At 68.0% G+C, this 15,426-nt stretch carries 15 protein-coding genes; 5 read left to right on the top strand and 10 right to left on the bottom strand.

Going from position 1 to position 15,426, the window contains the following annotated elements:
* The first annotated feature begins 130 nt into the window (after window positions 1–130).
* Window positions 131–646, top strand: a complete 516-nt coding sequence (locus ACS5PN_RS05195; protein ID WP_439462870.1) for a hypothetical protein — start codon at window positions 131–133, stop codon at window positions 644–646.
* Window positions 647–707: 61 nt separating this feature from the next.
* Here ACS5PN_RS05195 and ACS5PN_RS05190 read toward each other — a convergent pair whose 3' ends face one another.
* Window positions 708–989, bottom strand: a complete 282-nt coding sequence (locus tag ACS5PN_RS05190) for a hypothetical protein (RefSeq protein ID WP_439462869.1) — start codon at window positions 987–989, stop codon at window positions 708–710.
* A 241-nt stretch (window positions 990–1,230) separates the two neighbouring features.
* Here ACS5PN_RS05190 and ACS5PN_RS05185 point away from each other — a divergent pair, with 241 nt between their 5' ends.
* Both ACS5PN_RS05185 and ACS5PN_RS05180 read left to right on the top strand, forming a co-directional pair.
* Window positions 1,231–1,734 carry a hypothetical protein gene (locus ACS5PN_RS05185; protein ID WP_439462868.1) on the top strand — a complete coding sequence of 168 codons (504 nt, stop codon included), beginning with the start codon at window positions 1,231–1,233 and terminating at the stop codon, window positions 1,732–1,734.
* A complete protein-coding gene (locus ACS5PN_RS05180) occupies window positions 1,673–1,969 on the top strand; it encodes a hypothetical protein (RefSeq protein ID WP_439462867.1) in 297 nt (98 codons plus the stop codon). Before ACS5PN_RS05185 ends, ACS5PN_RS05180 begins: the two co-directional genes overlap by 62 nt.
* Window positions 1,970–2,050: 81 nt before the next feature.
* Here ACS5PN_RS05180 and ACS5PN_RS05175 read toward each other — a convergent pair whose 3' ends face one another.
* The gene (locus ACS5PN_RS05175; protein ID WP_439462866.1) at window positions 2,051–2,608 is read right to left on the bottom strand and encodes a PEP-CTERM sorting domain-containing protein; all 558 of its coding nucleotides are present in this window, start codon (window positions 2,606–2,608) and stop codon (window positions 2,051–2,053) included.
* An 11-nt stretch (window positions 2,609–2,619) separates the two neighbouring features.
* Window positions 2,620–6,213 carry an alpha-1,6-glucosidase domain-containing protein gene (locus ACS5PN_RS05170; protein WP_439462865.1) on the bottom strand — a complete coding sequence of 1,198 codons (3,594 nt, stop codon included), beginning with the start codon at window positions 6,211–6,213 and terminating at the stop codon, window positions 2,620–2,622.
* 292 nt (window positions 6,214–6,505) lie between these two features.
* On the opposite strand from ACS5PN_RS05170, the gene ACS5PN_RS05165 reads away from it, so the two are divergent.
* Window positions 6,506–7,735, top strand: coding sequence for a tetratricopeptide repeat protein (locus ACS5PN_RS05165; protein WP_439462864.1), 1,230 nt, complete (start codon window positions 6,506–6,508; stop codon window positions 7,733–7,735).
* On the opposite strand, the gene ACS5PN_RS05160 is transcribed toward ACS5PN_RS05165, so the two are convergent.
* A complete protein-coding gene (locus ACS5PN_RS05160) occupies window positions 7,732–8,058 on the bottom strand; it encodes a YkgJ family cysteine cluster protein (RefSeq protein WP_439462863.1) in 327 nt (108 codons plus the stop codon). The two genes, ACS5PN_RS05165 and ACS5PN_RS05160, sit on opposite strands and share 4 nt — an antisense overlap.
* A 58-nt stretch (window positions 8,059–8,116) precedes the next feature.
* On the opposite strand from ACS5PN_RS05160, the gene ACS5PN_RS05155 reads away from it, so the two are divergent.
* Complete coding sequence (locus tag ACS5PN_RS05155) at window positions 8,117–8,788, top strand: plastocyanin (protein ID WP_439462862.1); 672 nt, start codon at window positions 8,117–8,119, stop codon at window positions 8,786–8,788.
* Here the strand turns inward: ACS5PN_RS05155 and atpE are convergent.
* The 6 genes from atpE to ACS5PN_RS05125 form a co-directional block, all read right to left on the bottom strand.
* Window positions 8,785–9,027, bottom strand: a complete 243-nt coding sequence (gene atpE, locus ACS5PN_RS05150; RefSeq protein ID WP_439462861.1) for a F0F1 ATP synthase subunit C — start codon at window positions 9,025–9,027, stop codon at window positions 8,785–8,787. The genes ACS5PN_RS05155 and atpE overlap by 4 nt on opposite strands.
* A gap of 119 nt (window positions 9,028–9,146) precedes the next feature.
* The gene (locus ACS5PN_RS05145) at window positions 9,147–10,601 is read right to left on the bottom strand and encodes a protein kinase domain-containing protein (protein WP_439462860.1); all 1,455 of its coding nucleotides are present in this window, start codon (window positions 10,599–10,601) and stop codon (window positions 9,147–9,149) included.
* The gene (locus ACS5PN_RS05140) at window positions 10,601–11,377 is read right to left on the bottom strand and encodes a metallophosphoesterase family protein (RefSeq protein ID WP_439462859.1); all 777 of its coding nucleotides are present in this window, start codon (window positions 11,375–11,377) and stop codon (window positions 10,601–10,603) included. The genes ACS5PN_RS05145 and ACS5PN_RS05140 overlap by 1 nt, the downstream gene beginning before the upstream one ends.
* Window positions 11,378–11,976: 599 nt before the next feature.
* On the bottom strand, window positions 11,977–13,845 hold the full coding sequence (locus ACS5PN_RS05135; protein WP_439462858.1) for a hypothetical protein: 1,869 nt from the start codon (window positions 13,843–13,845) through the stop codon (window positions 11,977–11,979).
* Entirely contained in the window at window positions 13,842–14,468 is a 627-nt protein-coding gene (locus tag ACS5PN_RS05130) for a putative 2OG-Fe(II) oxygenase (protein ID WP_439462857.1), read from the bottom strand. The genes ACS5PN_RS05135 and ACS5PN_RS05130 overlap by 4 nt, the downstream gene beginning before the upstream one ends.
* On the bottom strand, window positions 14,465–15,406 hold the full coding sequence (locus tag ACS5PN_RS05125) for a HupE/UreJ family protein (RefSeq protein WP_439462856.1): 942 nt from the start codon (window positions 15,404–15,406) through the stop codon (window positions 14,465–14,467). Before ACS5PN_RS05125 ends, ACS5PN_RS05130 begins: the two co-directional genes overlap by 4 nt.
* Window positions 15,407–15,426: the final 20 nt, after the last annotated feature.

Here is a 15,426-nt window from a genome sequence, read left to right as displayed (position 1 = left end):
GCGCCGCAGATACTGAGAAGGAGATTCCAACAACAAAGCATCGAACAGTGGAGGAAAGATGCAACGTCGACACCTGGTCTGCGCCCTGGCCGTGACCCTTCTTTCGGGATGCGCGAGCGTGCAACCCGTCTTGACGCCCGAAGCCGCCGTCGATCCGAATTCGGGTTACGTCGCCGGCTTGTTCACCCGAATGAAGGCGCGTGGCTTCGCCTTCGTCATTCGAGCGGCGGACGGCGGCGCGGAATACCTGATGCCATTGGGTGAGGACGGCAACTGGCCGACCGCCGTCAATGACCAGAGCGTGGTGATCAAGCTGCCGCCCGGCAAGTACACCATCACGCAGTGGATCACCTACGCGACCCTGACCAAGGAGGTCATGAGTCGGCGTCCGATTGCCAATCCGGTGCTGGGTCAGCCGTTCACGGTCAATGCCGGCTGCGTGACGCACCTCGGCAGCTACGACGTGACACAGTACATCCAGAACGGTTTTCCGACGACGACAACCCACCTGCGCATCCAGCCCCGGCGCGCCACGGAAGCGGCGGTGAAGCAGACCTTCGGCGCGGCCTATCCGAACCTGTCCAAGCAGGCCTTCCGCTGCCTGTTGTGCAGCGACACCGCGCAACTCATGCTGGCGCCGAGTTGAGGCATTGGGCCGGGCCTTGGGACTGTTGCATCAGCGACAATGGACCAGCTCAGGCGGCTAGCTAGGCCAGCTTGAGCAGCAGAAAGATTCCCAGCGTCACGGCGTAGCCCTTGAGGAGATGGGGCATGTGCAGCGGGACCTTCTCCACCTGGAACTTCTCGCCGATGTCGCGCTTCCACCAGGGCGTATCGGCCTGGCTCACGGGCCACAAGCGCTTCGAGCCGAGAGGGATCAAGGGGACGAAAGCGGCGACGATCCATTCGGTGACGACGTAGGAGCCATCTTCGTCTTCTTCGGCCTTGCCGTAGAAGGTGGTTCCAAAGCCGTTGATTGAGAACGCCATATCCCTCTCCCTGGATGCAAGTTGTTCGGAGCTTCGGTCTGGCGTGTGGCACGGGTGCCGAGTCGCCCGCCATGGCTTGGCCTTTGTGCCGGCATTTGAGCTTCGAACCGCCATCGTCGCCCGACAGGAAGTAAAAATGGGCGGTATTCGTGCCGGATTGAGAAGCCCGGCCACTGGCGCGGCGGGGCTGGCATGATGCTCGGCCCGAGCCAGTCTGGCTCCGCTTCACTTCATGCGCTGGATGAAACGCTGGCTCAAATTCGCTCTGTTGCTGAATGCCATAGGCGGTGGCTTCGCTGGCTTCGTGGCGCTGCTGCCGCTGTGGGTGAACACGCCGGGAGGCCCGCTGGGCTATCTTCTGCTGCTGGGCATGGGCGGCCTGTTTGTCCTCGGCATCTATTCCGGTTGGAGGCTCAGTCAGGATGAGCGTGACGGCGTTCCCTGGGTGAAAAGCTACCTTTTCCTGCAACTGCCCTATGTGTCGTCCCCTCTAGTGGGTTACGAGCTTTTCTCGGCGTTCGCGTTTCGCTTTTCGTTCGGTATTGTCGATGGAGGTGTCGTGACGATGACCACCTCGCCTTTCCTCGGAAGCGTCGCGTGGGTGTCTTTTTCCCAGGGTGCGCCGTATGGGCTCGGCGTCAATCTGGTTGCGCTGATCCTCATCATCCTGGTTTCGCGAATGCGTGAAGAAGCGCCTGTGGTCAGCGCCATGGCCCAGAACGCTCGAGATTGCCCGGGCGGCTGATGCCCGCCAGTTCATCGAAAAGGATGCTCAGGATGACAACGCGATCAGCCAGTTGAGCCTGACGTACAGGTTTGAGCCGACGGCTGCACTGGAGGCGATCAAGCCGGGTAATCTGATGTGCGAAGGCGCCCAGGCGTCAGCCGTGATACGCGACTTTGCGGCCATGCATCCAGCCTGCCTTGTGGTGGCCGACCAAAGGCCAAAGACCGCACAGCTTCACTATTCCCGTATGTAGGGCCGCGGATCGACGCAGCAGCGCAGGAGTGAACAAGGGCCTGGTGGCGTAGCCGGCCCTTTTGTTTGAACTGATTCGGAATCAGCCGTGGCGCATGCGTCGCGCGCTGCCGACCAGTCCCAGGCCCAACAGCACCAGCGCCACGCTGGCTGGCTCCGGCAATGCGCCCGCGGCGCTGACCCCGAACGTCAGACTCCCGCTGACCCATTCGCCTTCGGACACGCCAGCGGCAAAGTCCTTGAAGGCATCGCTGAACTCCAGGCGCAGCAGGCCATCGGCGCCGACGCTGATGCCATAGGCGCTGAGGTCGAGGGAGCCGCTGTAGCTGCCGTTGCCGCTGTTGAAGTCGGCACCGCCCGGCGTGAAGGTGAGCAGGTTGGCGCCGCTGGAGTCGCCGAAGCTGACCTGCATCTCGGCCAGCAGGCTGGGCGAGAAGGCGTTCAGCTCCAGGGCCCAGTCCAGCGAGGTCAGCAGCGCATTGGCGCCGACGTCGATGAGCCAGACCGTGTTGCCGGCCTCGCCCAGCAGGTTGATGCTCTGCGCGCCGCTGACATCGATAGCGACGGGCGCGGCCTGGGCCGTGAGGCTGGCGAGGCCGAGGGTGATCGCGGCGGCCAGGTGTTGGAGTTGCTTTTTCATGGCTGGGGTCTTCAGGGGTTGGGTCGGACGACAAAGACGACGGCGGTGCGAGCCGGCACGCTGACGGTGCCGGTGCTGCGGTCAAACGTGGCCTGCCTGGCGCGTGAGTCGACGGCCGTGGCGGCGGTGTGCACGGGATGCAGTTCCAGCGCATGGCCGGCCAGGCTCGGCAGGCTCAACTGCTTGGCCGTCTTGTCGACGTTGATGACATAGACGAGTTCATCGAAGTTGGCTCCTGGATAGCCCACGCCGTCCAGGCGGCCGACCAGCACGGTGGCTTCCTGGCTGGAGCCGGTGTTCAGGAAGCTCAGGCGCGCCTTGATGTCGGCGGCCGTGCGCAGGCGCAGCAGGGTGCTGCTCTTGCGGATGCGCAGCAGGTCGCGGAAGGCGTCGCGCGTCCAGGCGATGTCGTTGGCGTGGGGCTTGAGCAGTGCGTTGGTCAGCAGCGGGCGGGCGTAGTTCCAGTTGTCGCCGTTGTCGCGCGAGGGCGGCAGGCCGACGCCGAAGTTGTTGTCCTGATAACTCCAGTCCAGGCGATTGAACCAGTCGCCGCTGTCGTAGCTGTTGCGGTCCAGGCTCTTGCTGCGCAGCGTGTCGACACCGGCGTGGAAATAGGCCACGCCCTGGCTGAAGGCGTTGATGGCGCTGGCCAGGATCTGCACGCGGGCGCGGTCTTCCTTGCTGGTGCCGGTGGGCAGGCGGAAGGCGTTGTTGTCGAACAGGGTCAGGTTGTCGTGGTTCTCGATGTAGTTGACCGTCTCGCCCGGCTCCAGCACCCAGCCGGCCGGGATGCCGCCGACGTCGATCTGGTCCAGGCGCAGGTTGGCGTCCCAGCTCGTCTGCATCTGGAAGCTGCGGATGGAGCCCGCGAGGGACGCCTTGATGCGGTCGGCCTGCCACATCAGCTCGCCGCGGCTCTGGCCGGAGGCGCTGGCGTTGCTGTCGTAGAAGAAGCCGTTGACATAGCCCTGGTTGGCGACGACGGCGCTGCCGGAATCGCAGCAGCCGCCACCGCGCACGGCGTCGCGGATGATGGGGTTGAAGCTGCCGATGCCGGACCCGTTCAGCGACAGCATCTCGGCCTGCACGAAGCGCGCGCCATTGGCCACTTCGCCGAAGTTCCAGCCTTCGCCGAGGATCTGCACCTCGCGGCCGGCGGCGGCCTTGACCCGGGCCTTCAGCGCCTCCATGACCGAGCGCGGATGGTGGCCCATGATGTCGAAGCGCAGCGAGCTGATGCGGTAGTCACGCGTCCAGGTCACCGCCGAATCGATCATCAGCTTGCCCATCATCAGGTTCTCGGCTGCGGTGTTCTCGCAGCAGGTCGAGCGCTCGATGCCGCCGGTCGAGTTCAGGCGGTAGTAGTAGCCCGGCACGACCTTGTCGAGCACCGAGTTGGTGTTCTGGCCCGACGAGGAGGTGTGGTTGAACACCACGTCCATGCCCACACGCAGGCCTGCCGCGTTCAGGGACTGCACCATGCGGCGGAACTCGACGACGCGAGCCAGCGGGTCGTTGGCGTTGCTGGAGTAGCTGCCTTCGGGGGTGCTGAACTGCAGCGGGTCATAGCCCCAGTTGAAGCAGTCGGTGCCGGCGGTGGCGGCGACGGCGGCCTGCTGCGATTCGCTGTCCGGCGCGCCACTCGGCGACGGCGTCGTGCAGCTCTTCTCATTGACGCTGGCGATGTCGAAGACCGGCAGCAGGTGCACGTCGGTCAGGCCGGCGGCGGCCAGGCCGGCGAGGTGCTTCATGCCGTTGGAGCCGGCCTCGGTGAAGGCCAGGTATTTGCCGCGCTCGGCGGCGGGCACGGTGGCGTCGTTGATCGAGAAATCGCGGACATGCAGTTCGTAGATGCTGAGGTCGGACGGCGCGTTCACCGTGGCGGGCGGCGTGCCGCTGTCCCAGCCCGCCGGCTTGGTCACGGCGGCGTTCAGGTCCATGACGACGCTCTGCTGGCTGCCCAGGGTCAGGCCCAGGGAATAGGGGTCGGTGACGAGGTTCTTCACCAGGCCCGTGCCCTTGACGAAGACCTGCACCTGGTAGCGGTAGGTCGAGCCCTGCAGGCTGCCGGGCTTGGCGATCTGCCACACGCCGGTGGCGGCGTCGCGCGTCATCGCGTCGGTCGTCGTGCGGGTCAGCAGCGGCGAGCCGTTGACGGGCGAGGTCAGCACCAGCGACACGGCCTGGGCCGTGGGTGCCCAGAGCTTGAAGCTGGTGTTGCCGCCGGCGACGGTGGCGCCCAGGTCGGGCACGTTGATGGCCGCGGCGTAAAGCTCATCCAGCGCGCCGGCGATCTGCGCAGTCGTGGCGTTCTGCACCTTGCCGTTGGCGTCTTGCTGCACGAGCACCAACTGCTGCTGGTGCAGGGCGGGCAGGCGGGCCAGGTCGGCGGCGCGCACATTGAAGACGGTGCCGCTGGCCACGTACTTGAAGCGCAGCGCGTCGGCGGCCGGCACGGTGCCGGTGAAGGCATCGAGGGTGATGTAGCCGTCGGCGCCCTGCACGGCGGCTTCGAGGGCGACGCTGATCTGGCCGGTGGCCGAGTAATAGAGGCGCACCGGGCCACTGGTGGCCACGCGCGGCCACTTGACCAGGCTCTTGTTCAGCCACACGGCGCGGGCGTCGGTGCTGGAGACCTGGCGCAGGTCGGGCGGTGCGGTGTAGACGGTGGCATCGGCTTCCACCATCCAGATCTGGCCAACCTGGTTCTGGATGTTCAGCGCGGCGTACTCGACATGGATGTTGTCGGGGCGGCCGTCCTTGTCGTTCTCGTTGGGCGGCATGCCGTGGATGATGAATTCCAGGCTCTTGCGGTTCACATCGCCCTGCGGGTTCAGCACGGGAATGTCGAACACGACCTCGCCGTCGCCGGTCGCATAGCCGGGCATGGCGCTCAGCGGCACCGGCTGGCCCCAGTTCTCGATGTTGACGCCTGAGGGGAATGTCGGCAGGGCAGCCGCGTTGAGGCCGCTGCCGTTCCACAGATGCAGACCCCAGTTGGCGTAGCCGCCATCGAAGCGCTTGTAGTGCACGCGCAGCGTCTTGATGTCGGGCACCGGCAGCAGCAGCGGGTTGCTCGCGTAGTTGGTGCTGTCCCCTTGCAGGCGCCAGATCTCGTTGGCGCCGGCCTGCAGCGCATAGCTCTGGTCGGCGCCGCCGTTGTCCTTGCTGTCGCCGTTGTGGAAGAGGAAGCCGACCGTGCCGGTGCCGGCCGCCAGCGGCACGTCGTAGTAGGCACCGAAGTCATCGCTGCCGGCGGCGTTCCAGCCGCCATTCCAGTTCGGGCTCTGGGCGGCATTCCACGTGTGGATCTGCCAGCCGGCGTAATCACCGCCCGTGCGGCGGTAGTGCACGCGCAGCGAGGTGGCTGGGGCGCCCGGCGTCGCGACTGCGGCGATCTTGGCGCGCAGTTGCTGAGGCGCGGCGGGAACGCCGGCCAGCAGCTCAACGCCTTCGTCCGCCGCTGCCGCGCTGCTTGCGCTGCTCGTGATGTCCGGCGACGCGGCGCTGCCGCCGCCGCAGCCGCTGAGCAGTGCCATCGTGCCGATGGCCACCCCCGCGATCGCCTGGCGCATCTGCCGCGCCCAGCTTGCCCATGCCTTCATGTCCGTGCACTCCTTTGAAGTGCGCGGATGCTATTGAAGTAAAACTACATAGGTAAGCTGGTGGAATCCCGAGGAGAATTTCACGAATCATCTCTGCACGGATAGCGATCTCTCCGGGATTGATGAAATCCAATTTGACGGTGTTGTAGTTTTGTTTCTCATCCTCGTCGTGGGATGGCGAGGCGAGTGGCAGATGTGACCGCGTCGGAAATCGTGAGGATGACTCACGACATGTCGGCAGCGCAGGACTAAGCTTCCACCAGGAGACTGCCCGCAGAGCAGGAGAGCTGCCATGAACAAGATCCGCACCCTTTGTGCCGCCTTGGCCCTGATGGCCACGGCGGCCGGTCTGAGCGGCTGCGCCGTGGAGACCCCGGCGCCACCGCCCACCAACGTCTTCGTCGATTCGGCCTTCAAGCCGGCCAGCGTCAACATCGATCCTCAGGAGGCCCTGGCACTGAGCCCGGCGATGCAGCGTTTCGCCGAGACCGAGATGGCCAGCGAAATCCGCAACAAGGGCTTGCGCGACGGCCTCATCGACGCCCTCTACACCCGTGGCCGGCTGCAACTGGACTACGACGCCGAGGCCACGCGCACCGCCGCCGAGGCCTTCGACGCGCGGCGTGGCAACTGCATGTCGCTGGTGCTGATGACGGCGGCCTTCGCGCGCCACTTCAACATGCCGGTGCGCTTCAACAGCGTCTTCCTGGAGGAGAGCTGGACGCGCTCCAACAACATCTTCTTCGTGGCCGGCCACGTCAACATCAGCCTGGCGCGGCCCCTCACTGTCGGTCGTTCGACGGTCTTCGGCGATCCCGAGCTGATGACCATCGACTTCCTGCCGCCCGACCAGGTGCGTGGCCACCGCGGGCGCGTCATCGACGAGTCCACCATCCTCGCGATGTTCCTGAACAACCGTGCTGCCGAAGCGCTGACGGTGGGCAAGGTGGACGATGCCTACTGGTGGGCGCGTGCCGCCATCAAGACCGATTCGCGCTGGCTGTCGGCCTACAACACCCTGGCCGTGCTCTACCGCCGCAAGGGCCTGATGGACCGCGCCGAGTCCACGCTGCGCCTGGTGCTGGAGCGCGAGCCGCTCAACACCCAGGCCATGTCCAACCTCATCCTGGTGCTGAGCGATACCGGTCGCGGCAAGGAGGCCGAGGGCTATGCCAACCAGCTGGCGCAGATCCAGCCCATCCCGCCCTACAAGTTCTTCGACGAGGGCCTGGCCGCCATGAAGGCCGGCGAGTTCGCGGCCGCGCGCCAGCTGTTCCGCAAGGAGGTCGCCCGCGCCGCCTATGTGCCCGAGTTCCACTTCTGGCTCGGCCTGGCCAACTACGGCATGGGCGATGTTTCGGGGGCCCGCGGCGAGATCGCCAAGGCGCTGGAGAACAGTGCCACGGTCAAGGACCGCGAGATGTATGGAGCCAAGCTGGCATGGCTGAACGAGATGCGCGAGCACGCGCGTGACCAGCAGCGCCAGCGCACGCCGCTGATGCGCAACGGCGCCGGGTCCTAGATTGGTTCCAGCCCGTGCCTGGCACGGGCTCGGGCACAGGCCTCGTCGCCGATGCCCATGGGCGAGCGCTCGCCGAACTCGCGGCAGGGTGAGGGGCGCCACTCGTGGATGCCGCAGCTGGCTTTCACGCCGACCTTGCCCGTGAAGGCTGCACAGCGCGGTTGCGCATGGTCGGTGCCGCGCATGCGCACCAGGCGCGCTGTCAGCTCCACGGCGAGCCCGTCGGGCACGCGGCCGCCTTCGCTCTCAAGCTCGCTGCGATCGAAATCGACCCGGAAACTCGCACAGCAGGCGCCACAGCTCAAACAGGGGTTGTCACTCATCCGTCCAGTGTAGGCAGCGGTGAGACACTGGGGCGATCCGATCTCATCTCTGCCCACCATGCGCGCATTTCTTGGCACCCTCCTGATGCTGGCCGCCGCAGCGGCCCAGGCCGCGGACCTGACCGTCACCGTGCTGGACCGCAACGGCAAACCGCTGGCCGACGCCGTCGTGCTGGTCGACAGCGCCGTGCAGGGCCCACGGCCCGCCATGGTCATGGAGGCAAGCGTCGCGCAGGAGAAGCTGCGCTTCGTGCCCACCGTCACCGTGGTCGGCCTGGGCGCCAAGGTCAGCTTCAACAACCTCGACACCTGGGACCACCACGTCATCCTGGGCCTGATGGGGGCCGGTGGAGTCTATGTCGACCCAGGCCAGAACACGCAGTTCCGCCTCGCCGGTCGCGTCGGCAACAAGCCGCCGTCCAGCGACAGCAAGGTGCTGAACCAGCCCGGCGCCTATCTGCTGGGCTGCCACATCCATGGCTCGATGCGGGGCCACATCTACGTGGCCGACACGCCCTGGGCCAAGCTGGGTGGTGAAGACGGCAAGGCCGTGTTGCAAGGCCTGCCGGAAGGCCCGGCCAAGGTGCGCATCTGGCACCCTGACCAGCTCGTTGACGGTGCGCCGACGGAAGTGAAGGTCGCTGCCAATGGCAGCGCGGTATCCATCTCGACCCAGATCGCCCCGGCGCGCAAGAAGCGGCCGGCCGGCGACCCGTATTTCGGGGGCTAGTGGGCGAAGGGGTTCGCGGTCGCGAACCACAGCCCGACGCCGGTGGCGATGATGAAGGCGCCGTCGGTGACGCCCACCGCGAGGAAGAACTTGGTCTGCAGGGCGGGTGCCAGTTCGGGCTGGCGCGCCATGCCTTCCAGCAGCTTCATGCTGGCCAGGCCGATGCCCAGGCAGGAACCGAAAGCGGGGATGCCGATCAGCAGGGCGACGGCGAGGGGCAGGACATCGAAGGCAGGCATCTCAATAACTCCTTGGTGTGTTGGCAACAGGGAGTCTGGCCGCGTCATGGGGGCGCGTCGATGACCTTGGAAGTCATTGAGTTCAGGCGCCGGATCAGGTCAACTGGAGGCTTGTTTCTTCAAGAACCTGCTGGCGGCTCGCGCACCACGGTGACCGTGCAATCCGACTCCGCCACCACCTGGCCCGACACGCTGCCCAGATAGCGCCTCAGCGCCGACGCGCCGCGTGCACCCATGACGATGTGGTCCACGCCGTTGCGGTGGGCGAAGTCGATGATGGCGCCGGCCGCGTCGGGGGCTTCCAGCACATGGAAGGTCAGCCGTCCGTCGTCCAGCGCCAGGGCCTTGCTGATGGGGCGCGCCCAGTGCTTCAGTGCGATGAGCTGCTTCACATGCAGGCTCTGGCCATGCTGGTCGGTCAGCTCGTCGATGCCGATGCGATTCACGCGCATGACGGACACGCAGGCCAGGCGGGCGCCGGCCTCGGTCTGCACGATGCGGCGCACGGTCTCGCACAGCTGGGCCAGCAGTTCGGGCGTGGCGTGGTCGACGTCCACGGCCGCCATGACGATGGGGCTGCGCGCCAGCTGCTGGCCGGCCGGGGCGGGGGGCGCGGGCTCGGCGCCCATGGCGAAGAACCAGCGCTTGAGCCGGCTCATGGCGCCGCTGACCTGCAGCTTCTCGGCGCGCGCGGTCAGGGCCACGCCGGCGGGTTCGCGCAGGTCCAGGGCCAGCTGGGCGGCGCTCTGGTAGCGGCGCTCGGGCTTGACCTCCAGGCAGTGCAGGATGATTTCCTGCAGCCAGGGCGGCAGCTCGGGCCGGATGGCGCGCGGCGGCACCGGCTCCACGAAGAGGCGCCGGCGCAGGCCACGCACCGAGTCCGGCTGGCCGAAGGGACGCTCGCCGGTGGCCAGGTGGTAGAGCATGACGCCCAGGGCGAACAGGTCGCTGCGCGGGTCGTTGCGCACGAACTGCACCTGCTCCGGGCTCATATAGGGGCCCGTGCCCATGGGCAGTGTGAACTCTTCCTCCAGCAGGTCGGGCAGCTGCTCGTGGCGGCTGAGGCCGAAGTCGACCAGCACCGCCGTGCCGTCGGGCCGGAACATGATGTTGCTGGGCTTGATATCCAGGTGCACCACGTACTGGCGGTGCAGGGCTGCCAGGGCCGTGGCGACGCGGGCACCGATGTCGGCCACCTGCTCGGGTGGCAGCGGCGCCTCGTCGAGCAGCGGACGCAGGGTGTCGCCCGGGATGTGCTCCATGACGATGAAGGCCTGGCGCGTCCAGTCGCCGCGGGCGATGAAGCGGGGCACATGGGGGCCGCTCAGTTGCGGCATCAGCATCTGTTCGACCTCGAAGCCGACGATGGTGGCGGGGTCCTCGCCACCCTTGATGCGCGGCACCTTCATCAGCAGCTCGACGCCGTCGTCGACGGCGCCATCGGCGCGGCTGACCCGCCACAGGTTGGCCATGCCGCCCTGGTGCAGGCGGGCGCCGAGCAGGAAGCCATCCAGCACCTGGCCGGCCTCGAGAGGCGCAGGCGCAGAGGAAGGTGTGGGGGCTGTCGTCGTCATCACTCGCCGCGGGTCAGGCGTGCCGCGAGGCGTTCGGCGATCAGCTGCGGCAGGTCGGTGGCCCGCAAGGCCGCCACCGCCGCGTCGACGTCGTAGGCCACGCGCTGGAAGCTGATGCGTGCATCGTCCAGCTCCGACTTGGCCGGGTCAAGCAGGGCATAGCAGGCGGCCGGGTTGCCGTCGCGCGGCTGGCCGCAGGAGCCCGGAATGATGAGCCACTGGCGGTGGGCCGGCAGGGGCATGGGCACGCCGGCCACGGGGCGGAAGTCGCCCGCCTTGCCGGTGCCCGACAGGTGGAAGAGCATGGGCTCGTGCATGTGGCCGCAGACCTGGATGCGGGCCGCGCTGGCATGCAGGCTCTTGACCGCCTCGGCGCGGCCCTGGATGTACTCCCAGCCGCTGGGCTGGAAGGCGTTGGCATGCACGAACAGGCAGTGGCCGGGCTCGCCATGGGCCTGCAGCGGCAGCCGGCTCAGGAAGCGCAGCTGGTCCTCGTTCAGCTGGGCGCGGGTCCAGTCGACAACCGCTCGGGCATCGGGGTGCATGCCCGGGTTGCTGCCGTGGGCCACCGCCTCGTCATGGTTGCCCTGCACGGCGATGGCGCCGTCGGCCACCAGGGCCATGATCTGGTCGACCACCCAGGCCGGGTCGGGGCCATAGCCGACGAAGTCGCCCAGCAGCGCATAGCGCGTGGCGCCTTGGGCGCGGGCGTCGGCCAGCACGGCTTCGAGGGCCGGCCGGTTGGCGTGAATGTCGGTGATGAAAGCCCAGCGCATGGGGCGCAGCTTGCCATGAAGCGCTGACGCCGGGCCGACACGCGTTCAGAGGCTTGCCAGATCGGGGCGGATGCGGGCCAAGGCGTCGAGCAGCCGATTGGCGGCGGCGGGGTCGCGTTGGGCCAGGGCTCGTGCGATGCGGCGCAGCGGTTCAGCGGCGGGCTGGAAGTCGGGGCTTTGGCGCAGCACGGCCAGCAGCGGCGGGCCGATGCGGGCCAGCATGACACCCGGGTCTGCGCTCGGCGACGTGCGCCGGCCCAGTTCCAGATAGCCGCGGCGGGCCTGGGTGTAGGCAGTCAGCCGGGTGCCGAAGTCCGCCTCGGGCTGGGCCAGCAGGGCGCTCATGTCGACGCTGACCTCGCCCAGCAGCACCAGCAGCCGGTCACGCGGTGCCGAGTCGGGCGCATAGGTGACGCGCGGTGCGCGATAGGCCACCCAGGGGCGGTCGTCGGTGTTCAGCGGCGCGTCTGCGGCGAATCGGCGCAGGGCAGGGGCATCGGCGATGAAGCTGCCGAGGACGGCGAAGCCGTCGCCAAGGCCGAACGCCCCGGCGAGCTCGGGGGCTGCCCTGGGCGCGAATCGCGTGCTGCCCGCGCGTCCTATGAGGCCGACAGTGGGGGTATCCAGGCTGTTGCTGGCGAGGATGGCGGCGCCGTCGGGAAAGGCCAGCAGGAAGGCGGCCGTGATGCTGCGCAGCGTGTCCAGGTCGAGCTGATGCAGGGCAGCCACTGGCAGAACAGGCCTTGCGGCGCCAGGCGTTCGCGCACGGCGCGGAAATGCTCGACCGTGTAGAGGGCGCCCGAGCCGCTGCGCGCGGGATGGAAGTTGTCGGCGACGACGACGTCGTAGCGCTGCGTGCTGGTGCGCACGAAGCGGCGTGCATCGGCCGCATGCAGGCGTGGACCAGGACCTGAGCCGGTGCGAAACAGGGCAGAAGCCTCGATGACCTCGGGCAGCAGTTCGACGGCGTCGACCTGCACGCCTGGCAGGCGTGTCGCGACACCGGCTGTCACGCCCGAGCCCAGCCCCAGGAAGAGGGCGCGTTGCGGCGCCGGGTGCAGCAGCAGGGGCAGCAGGGCCTGGCGACCGTCGACATGCAGGGTCGCGCTGCTGCCTTCCTGCTGGCGGTTGTTGATGCGCAGCCGCGCCACGCCGTTGGCGTCTTCGACGACGCTGACGGCAGCCATGGCACCTTCGCGGTAGCTGAGCAGGCGGCCACCGTCGGGCAGATCGACGAAGGCCAGCGGTGGTGCGAACAGAGCGAGAGCCGTCGTCGCCACGGCAGGCAGCCACCAGCCGGGGCTGCGCCAAGCCGGCAGGAGCAGCAGATAGCCGGCCGCGACGAGCAGCAGCGCCAGCTTGGGCCCCAGGGCCGGTGCCAGTGCGACGCCGAACAGCGGCGCGGCCAGCATGGCGCCCAGCGTGTTGACGCCCAGTGCCCGGCTGAAGGCGATGCCCTCCTTGCAGGCTTCGCCACTGAGCTGGCAGAACAGGGCGCCCATCAGCAGCGTCGGCAGCGCAAACACGGCGAGCGCGAGCAGGGCTTCGGTCGCCAGGGCGGCGGCCAGGGTTTCCGGCTGCAGCCAGCTCTTGATGGCTTCGGCGCTCCACAGCGCGGCCATGCCCAGCAGCGTGCTGAAGGCCAGGGCCTGCAACAGGCGCGACGTGTTGCGCAGGCCGGGCCAGCGTGCAAACGCGGCGCCGCCGAGCGCGCTGCCGGCGAGGTAGACGGCCAGCAGCAGGGCAAAGGTGTAGACCGTGTCTTCGGCGACCTGGCTGAGCACGCGAACAGCCAGCACTTCGTAGGCGATGCCGAGCACGCCGGTCAGCGCGAGCAGCACAAGTGGGCGTTTCGACGTCGGGGGGGGCAGCTCGGCTGCAGGCTGTGACTTCAGCGCCGAGCCAGCCAGCAGCGCACAGCCCAGATTGAGGGCGACGCACCAACCGGCGCTGCGCGTGAGACCCCAGTCCGGGATCAGCCAGAAAGCCGTGGCCAGCACGCCAGCGACAGCGCCCAGGGTGTTGGCGGCATACAGCGTCGCGACGCCGGTCGTGCCGATGCGCGCCATCGCCGGCAGCGTCGCGCCCATGGCGGCGGTGGCGGGCAGCAACAGCAGAAAGCTCGCGCCGAACGCGACGCTCCATTGCCACAGCGGCGCGGCGTCCGGGCCGATCAACGTCAGTGCCGCATGGCTGGCGGCTGGCATGGCGCCCATCAGCGCCGCGCCCCACAGGCCGATCAGCGCCTCGCAACCCGCATACCAGCGCAAGGGCCGTGGGCTGGCTTCGATGCGCCGGCCCAGCAGCAGTGAGCCCAGCGACAGCCCGCCGAAGAAGGCAGCGACGACGGCCAGCACGGCGGCCGACTCGTGTCCCAGCACCAGGCCCAGTTGCTGGGTCCAGACGATCTGGTAGCCCAGGCCGGCAAAGCCGGACGCGGCCATCAACAGCAGGGCCAGAGGCTTCAAGCGTTGAAGCTCAAGGTGTAGCCCCAGCTTTCAAGCCTGGTCGGGATGGCATTGAAAGCCAGGCTGATGCGGCGCCCGCCGGCGTTCGGCGGCACGGCGTGCATCAGATAGCTCGGGAACAAGACCATGTCGCCCGGAGCCGGTGCGGGGCTGACCCATTTCTCGGCGTTGTAGGGACCGGTCACGACGCCGGCATGGTCGTTCTTCAGTGTGAAGTCATGGCCGCCGGGCGACTTCATGAAGACGGTGCGCGCGGAGTCGTGGGTCTCGGTCAGGTAAACCACGCCGGAGGCAAAGCTGTTGGCGTGGTTGTGCATGGCTTGGCGGCCGCCGGTGTCCAGCACATTGACCCACATCTCCTTGATGGCCCAGCCCAGCTGCTCGCCAAACAGGTGGCGGCCGAACTCGACGATCCTGGGCGTGATCAGGGCCGCGACCTGCACCAGCAGCGGGCTGTCCGAGGGCTGAAGCATGCGCGTGTGGGACAGCGACTCGGAGCTGTTGTTGGCCTGCAGCGCCTGGGTGCTGAAGTGGTCGACGAGGGCGTTGACCAGGGGCCGCGGCAGCACGCCGACAGAGCGCTGCAGCGGCACCGGGAACAGGCCGATGACCTCGTCTGTCATGCCAGCACCGCCGCCACGCGCAGCCACGACCAGTAGGCGGCAACCGCGCCGATCATGTAGAGCAGCACCGTGCGCAGGCGCTGCGTGGCCGGCCAGCGGCTGGTGAAGCGCCACAGGCACCAGCACAGGCCCACCGTCAGCAGCTGGCCGAGCTCGACGCCGACGTTGAAAGTCAGCAGGGCGACGAGCAGGTGGTTCCCGGGCAGGCCGATCTCCTTCAGCGCGCCGGCAAAGCCCAGGCCGTGCACCAGGCCGAACAGGAAGGCGACGACGGCCGGCCAGCGGCGTGCCAGGGTGTCACGCTTGTGCAGGGCCTCGCCCGCCACCAGCACTATGGACAGGGCGATGCTGGCTTCGACGGGTGCCGCGCGCAGCGTCAGCCAGCCCAGCGCACTGCAGGCCAGCGTGAGGCTGTGCGCAGCGGTGAAGGCCGTGATGGTCCAGACCAGGCGGCGCTGGAAGCCGACCAGGAAGAGCAGGCTGATAACGAAGAGCAGATGGTCGACGCCGCCGAGGATGTGTTCGACACCGAGCAGGGTGTAGGCGCTGGCGATCTCGCCCGTGCCGCGCGGGTCGTCGGCGGCACCGTAGAGCTGCACTGTGGGCTGGGCCTTGGTCAGCGTGTAGACGCGGCTCTGGCCGTCCAGCCAGAAGACCTTGACCATGGCGGCCGAGTAGCGCTCGCCCACGCCATTGACGGACAGCGTGCCGGACAGGCCCTGAGGGCCGCAGCGCAGCATGGTGGCGTCGGCCGTGCAGCCGGCGGGCCAGACTGGCGTCAGGTCCTGGGCGGCGGGGCGCTTGTCGCTGGCCATCCACTGCCACAGGAACTCGCCGCGCTGGGTCTCGCGCAGTTGCATCTCGGCCATGCTCATCTCGTGGCCGAAAGCGGGCGAGGCCGCGGCCAGGGCCAGCAGCCAGATCAGCAGGCGCTTCATAAGAAGCCGAAGGGCCGCTC

The organism is Roseateles sp. NT4 (assembly GCF_051857475.1).
GTDB lineage: Bacteria > Pseudomonadota > Gammaproteobacteria > Burkholderiales > Burkholderiaceae_C > Pelomonas.
Note: the sequence above shows the minus strand (reverse complement) of the source record. Positions and strands in the feature narration are given on the sequence as shown.

Bases quoted from the DNA above. Each gene is read 5' to 3' on its own strand.
- ACS5PN_RS05190 (WP_439462869.1), bottom strand. From the start codon at position 989: ATGGCGTTCTCAATCAACGGCTTTGGAACCACCTTCTACGGCAAGGCC.
- ACS5PN_RS05185 (WP_439462868.1), top strand. From the start codon at position 1,231: ATGAAACGCTGGCTCAAATTCGCTCTGTTGCTGAATGCCATAGGCGGT.
- ACS5PN_RS05175 (WP_439462866.1), bottom strand. From the start codon at position 2,608: ATGAAAAAGCAACTCCAACACCTGGCCGCCGCGATCACCCTCGGCCTC.
- ACS5PN_RS05170 (WP_439462865.1), bottom strand. From the start codon at position 6,213: ATGAAGGCATGGGCAAGCTGGGCGCGGCAGATGCGCCAGGCGATCGCG.
- ACS5PN_RS05165 (WP_439462864.1), top strand. From the start codon at position 6,506: ATGAACAAGATCCGCACCCTTTGTGCCGCCTTGGCCCTGATGGCCACG.
- ACS5PN_RS05160 (WP_439462863.1), bottom strand. From the start codon at position 8,058: ATGAGTGACAACCCCTGTTTGAGCTGTGGCGCCTGCTGTGCGAGTTTC.
- ACS5PN_RS05155 (WP_439462862.1), top strand. From the start codon at position 8,117: ATGCGCGCATTTCTTGGCACCCTCCTGATGCTGGCCGCCGCAGCGGCC.
- atpE (WP_439462861.1), bottom strand. From the start codon at position 9,027: ATGCCTGCCTTCGATGTCCTGCCCCTCGCCGTCGCCCTGCTGATCGGC.
- ACS5PN_RS05145 (WP_439462860.1), bottom strand. From the start codon at position 10,601: ATGACGACGACAGCCCCCACACCTTCCTCTGCGCCTGCGCCTCTCGAG.
- ACS5PN_RS05140 (WP_439462859.1), bottom strand. From the start codon at position 11,377: ATGCGCTGGGCTTTCATCACCGACATTCACGCCAACCGGCCGGCCCTC.
- ACS5PN_RS05130 (WP_439462857.1), bottom strand. From the start codon at position 14,468: ATGACAGACGAGGTCATCGGCCTGTTCCCGGTGCCGCTGCAGCGCTCT.
- ACS5PN_RS05125 (WP_439462856.1), bottom strand. From the start codon at position 15,406: ATGAAGCGCCTGCTGATCTGGCTGCTGGCCCTGGCCGCGGCCTCGCCC.